Here is a 4,895-nt window from a genome sequence, read left to right as displayed (position 1 = left end):
CAGCGAACCGTGTTCTACCGCCTTCGATTCGCGATCCAGCCGAATCCATTTGCGCAGTTGATTGGCATTGACTTGAGCCTTGAGCGCCATGCCTGCCACTGATGCGCCAGGCCGAACACACAGCTCAATCAAACGCCGCTTGGCAACCGGATCGTAATCGCGTTTCCCATTGCGCCGGACACGCACTACTCGCAGTGGAAAGCAGTCAACATCAACATCGTCAGTGATCATGGTTTGCGTCCGCAAAGTGTTTGCGGACGCAAGCCTGCCAAGACTCACCCTATAAAACTAGGACGCTGTTTCTCGGTCGCTTACGAGAGAACTGCCTATCTCGCAGCAGGTCGACAGCCTCTGGGCAAATGCCTTCCAGCAGGTTCATCTTCTTCATGATCTGGGTGATGTCGACGGAAAGTGCCTTCGCGAGACGTTCCGGCGAGAGGCCCCGCTCAATGGCACGCCGGATCATGACGTGTTCCTGGATGGTCGATAGACGGTTGATGCGGTTGTTGTACGTGTATGCCTCGTCGTCAGTGGCAACCAGGCAGGCAGCCTCTTCATGCCCTAGGTCGTGTAGCGCCAACAGGCGGATATGCCCATCCAGCAAGGTATGGTTTCCCGACTGCTGGTCGACCGCCGTCACGGAAAGTGGCTCGATCAAGCCCACTTCTTCGATAGAGGAACGAATCTGCTTGAACTTGCGAGTGCTCGTGATGCTCGCGGGAGTCCTGCGGGACGGGAGAATGCACGTCAGTGGGACAGCAAGGGGCTCAGGCACAAAGCCCAGAGTAACGCTTGTCATGGCGAATTCCCTACTGGCCACACGCGCTCAGCAAGATATTTCGGAAGCGTCGCTAAGGATTCGGCCCGAAGAAGGTTCACGAAATTCTCGTCGGCAAATAGTTGCCGCATAGCTCCAATGACGAACAGCAACCGTTGTTGCGTGAACTCCGCCTTGCGGACCATTGCCTTCTGGCGCTCTACCTCTCCCTCATAGGTGCGCACCAGGCTTGAAGTGGTCACGTCGGCTTGCCTGCCGGTCATATAGCGAGATGCAGATCTCCCCAAAGTCTGTCGCCGCTCGATGATCCGTCTCGCGTTGATCAGTTGCTTGCCGCGCAATTTTCCCGACTCATATGCTTCCTGCAGCGCAGCCTGGATCGCCTTGTCATCGTCGCCAGCCCCTACAATCGCGAGAGCAGCTGTTAGTGGAATCGTGCCCTTCTCAACAGCGATCAGCAAACGCTCCTCTCCATGCTGGAGCAACGTTAGGACGCCCTGTACATACGCAGTGGTCAAGCCGGTCTTCTCTGCGATTTGCTTTGGCGTGTACCCGCTATCGCGCAACTGACGAATGCCGGCTAGTAGCTCCAGCGGACGACATTGGCGTCGCGCGATGTTCTCGGCGAGGCTCATGATGAAGGCATCTTCGTCGCTGACGTGGACCACCATTGCCGGAATCGTCGTTTCGCCCAGCGACCGAAACGCCTTGAGCCTCCCTTCGCCGCAGACGAGAAGAAACTTCTCACCACCGTCCGCGCTGGCCCTCGGCGTGACGGTGATTGGCTTCTTGAGGCCGATGGCCTTGATATTTCCGACGATCTCGTCAAAAACCTTTCCGTTCCGCTCACGTGGATTGATCACGTCGATACGGTCGATCGGAATCATCCGGATCTCCCCGGGTTGGGTCCGTGTGTTCATGCTGTCCTTCTCAATCTTGCGCGCTCGGCCATGTGATACAGGTAGTCCAGCGTATCGAAGCGATAACTCTCGTACTCAATGGCATTGCGCTCAGCGAGGCGGATGCCGGGGCGGGCAAAGTCGAGGCGCGGGAGCAGGTAGTAGTCCAAAGGTGCGTCGTTTGCTTTGTTCAGCCGGATGGCGACCGTGATGTCCGGCAGGAGGCTAGTATCGAATCGGACCTTCCAGTGGTACCCGCCGTTACCTCTCGGCTGGCAGCGCGACAGAACAATCGATACGGTGAACTCTTGGTTGACGTCCAGGATATCCGTCGCCGGGTCTCGGAGGACTGTGCCACCAAGGTCGGCAATGGCTTGCTCCGCTTGTGTGACGATCTTCGGATGAAGTTGCCGCAGGAATCGGTTGATCTCCAGATACCGGTAGTCCCGATCCGGCGTAAAGCCTACAGCCTGGTAGGCACGTATCAAGCTGCCAAACCGATACATGTACACAGCGGAAGATGGCATACCCTCGGTCTCGTCGATAATGAGGCCGGACAGAAATCCTCGATTCCGATACAGGTTTCGCAACCGCTCGATCAGCTCTTCGCTGCTATAGCGGCGCGCACGGGCACGAATGACGCCTTGAGCGGTATAGAAGACGTCCGGTGCCACGATCGGCTCGAAAGCCCCATTCTTGCGAACCCATATCTCGGGGGCATTCACAATGCGGGCACGCTTGAGCTTGTAGGACACACGGTTGTAGACATTGTTGCCGATGTACTTCTCGTTGGTGAGCACCTCCCTGACAGTTGCGCGAGTCCAGTCCCGGTCCAAGTCCGTGCGCACATTCATGCTGTTCAGTCGCGCGGCAATTTCGAACTCGTTCAGGGACTCGTCGATGAACCAGTTGTAGATCAGATTGACGATACGCACCTCGCTCTCCGGGCCGGGCATCAGGACAACACGGTCGGTCTGTAGGCTCTTGCGCTGGCCGCGGTAGAGTTCGGCCTTCATGAGACCATGCTCATCGACCAGCACGCGGCGCAATCCATAGCCGGCGAGGCCGCCTTGCCGGAACCCCAGTTCGATCAGCCGGCACTGGCCAGCAAAGACCTTCGCGGAGAGCTCGCGGCTGTATTCGCCGGCCATGGCACGCTTGACGCCCTTAACGATCGTCGAGACAGGGGAGCCATCGTTGTCGAACTGTTCGGCACAGTAGATGACCTGGATGCCTGCACGCCGGCAGATGTACTCGTAGTACGCGCTCTCGTCGGCATCCTGGAAGCGTCCCCAGCGGCTAACGTCGTAGACCAGAATCGCCTGGAAATCCGCGTGATCGCCGGTCACATCGCGAATGAGGCTTTGCAATGCCTCCCGCCCGTCGATTCGTAACCCACTCTTGCCCTCGTCGGCATAGGTCCGGACAACTTCAATTCCCCGTGATGTAGCGTACTCGCGGATCTTGTCGCGTTGGTTCTGGGTCGAGTACTGCTGATGCTCAGTCGACATGCGCACATACTCGACGGCCCGAAGCGTGGAAGACGCGATCGGCGTAGCGCAGGTGTTCTGATCGATTGCCATAGTGGTCACCGGCCAATGTGAGAAGCTGCTCTCCCACGTTAGGGAGCGCCGTTCTGCGCTCCGGGGCAGCGCACGAAATCACGGTAGCAGGTGGATGCAGGCTGTGCCTCACATCATCTCTTTGCAATCAGCTCTTGAAGGTGCGCGCGGCGGCGGCAGCATTACGATTCGCACCGTCCAGACGTCCATCTTTGCAATCCCGTCTTCGGACGCGCGCTGAAGCACGTAAGTGCCTGTAGGCAGAGGCGTTTTCGGAGCTGACGCGTCCATCTTTGCAATCGTCCGCCGCCTCTGATTCCTTTCACGCTGCAGATTTCGGTTGCGCGCCGTATAAGCCGGGTGGGTTTCGCGATACTGCCGCCAATAACCCCTGTGACGTTGGCTCCATGCTGAGGTGGCGCGCGCCTGGTTATCGCGATAGTCGTCGTCAGTGCGCAAGTGCTGCTGTTGCCACCGGCGTCGGCGTTGGCGCTGGCAATCGGCAGCAGAGCAAAAGCGCTGACCAGGAATTTGTGGTCGGGGGAGAAATAGGGTGCCGCATGCTGCGCACCGTCGCCGAATCAGATTCATCGCGGGCTCCGAGCAAGGTCGCTGCGCGGGGCCAGGAAATAAATGTAGCGTTCACGGCACTCAGCCAGAAATAGAAGGCTCGCACATCAGCCGAGCACACTTCCATCGGGCGCGAGCCACTACAGATTGCGAATCCTGTATGCACATACATCAACCAAACAGTGCCCGGCGCGTTCGATTTTGCCACGGGTCCGGAGCCGCTCTAATTGGAGGGCAAAGAGTAGAAGGCCGGCAGCAGGCCACCTCACAACTATTTGATTTTTAAAGGATATTTTCGACGCCCAAGCCCTGTCGAGATTTTTCACTTTTCTTGGCACGTACGCCGAGTTATTTCAGTAATCGCGGCAAAAGGCGTGCGACCCCATGTCTAAATTACTGAAAAAACGCTTTTGAATCATAGTGGGAGTTTTCGGGAATTGTGACACTCGACATGTATTAACTGTAGGAAACCGGAATTCGTGCGACTACGAGCCTTATTGTGAGACTGAAATATCGGAATTGCCGCGACTGACGTGCACCTTAGAAGATAGTGGTTTGAGGAATGGAAGCTCCGTGCGGCTGCTGTCGGGACGACATGGCGAACCCTGTGCCACGTTAGTGAAAAATCGGTGACACAGATGGCGAAGAGAGCCCGCGGAAAGTGGGCTTTTTTTGCTTACTAAGTCCGGCTACAACATAGTTTTTGGGGACCTGTCCGCATTTTTGTGTAGGAGGGAACCGGAATTAGTCAGTATGACTCCCCTAGGGTGGGGCAAAAGGCTGGCCTGCCGCGAGGAATCAAACGCGGGTTAGCATGACTGCCAGAGCCGCACGGTGTGGACAGTGCCACACCCAGGCGATTTCCAGCGCGGAGGCCAGCATGGAACACGATAGCACGCTGTATGTCGGCTTGGACGTCCATAAGGACTCGATCACGGTCGCTTACGCACTCGGCGCGGGCGAGGTCGAACTGCTTGGCAGGATCGGTACCTCGAAGGCCGATATCGATCGCCTGTGCAAGCGCCTGCAGTCTAAAGCGCGCCGGATCCGCATCGTCTACGAGGCGGGCCCATGCGGATATGGCCT

Annotated in this window: 3 protein-coding genes and 2 pseudogenes; 1 reads left to right on the top strand and 4 read right to left on the bottom strand. The window is 57.5% G+C overall.

Annotated features, from left to right (window positions below):
• The 4 genes and pseudogenes from K309_RS41235 to K309_RS0133945 all read right to left on the bottom strand — a co-directional run.
• Positions 1 to 231: transposase (locus tag K309_RS41235; protein WP_156914543.1), on the bottom strand; the 231-nt coding region annotated here is incomplete at its 3' end.
• Positions 232 to 316: 85 nt separating this feature from the next.
• A pseudogene (locus K309_RS38740) lies at positions 317 to 799 on the bottom strand (ParB/RepB/Spo0J family partition protein); the annotation flags it as partial.
• On the bottom strand, positions 796 to 1,698 hold the full coding sequence (locus K309_RS0133950; protein WP_029050355.1) for a plasmid partitioning protein RepB C-terminal domain-containing protein: 903 nt from the start codon (positions 1,696 to 1,698) through the stop codon (positions 796 to 798). The pseudogene K309_RS38740 and the gene K309_RS0133950, both read right to left, overlap by 4 nt.
• Positions 1,695 to 3,260: a recombinase family protein gene (locus K309_RS0133945; protein ID WP_029050354.1), complete on the bottom strand. Its 1,566-nt coding sequence runs from the start codon at positions 3,258 to 3,260 to the stop codon at positions 1,695 to 1,697. Before K309_RS0133945 ends, K309_RS0133950 begins: the two co-directional genes overlap by 4 nt.
• A 1,429-nt stretch (positions 3,261 to 4,689) precedes the next feature.
• On the opposite strand from K309_RS0133945, the pseudogene K309_RS38735 reads away from it, so the two are divergent.
• A pseudogene (locus K309_RS38735) lies at positions 4,690 to 4,895 on the top strand (IS110 family transposase); the annotation flags it as partial.

The sequence above is a fragment of the Cupriavidus phytohabitans genome, from assembly GCF_000426345.1.
Lineage (GTDB): Bacteria > Pseudomonadota > Gammaproteobacteria > Burkholderiales > Burkholderiaceae > Cupriavidus.
The sequence above is the reverse complement of the archived record's forward strand: the minus strand, read 5'-3'. Positions and strand labels throughout refer to the sequence as shown.

Excerpts from the sequence above, each read along its gene's own strand:
- K309_RS0133950 (WP_029050355.1), bottom strand. The coding sequence starts at position 1,698 with ATGAACACACGGACCCAACCCGGGGAGATCCGGATGATTCCGATCGAC.
- K309_RS0133945 (WP_029050354.1), bottom strand. The coding sequence starts at position 3,260 with ATGGCAATCGATCAGAACACCTGCGCTACGCCGATCGCGTCTTCCACG.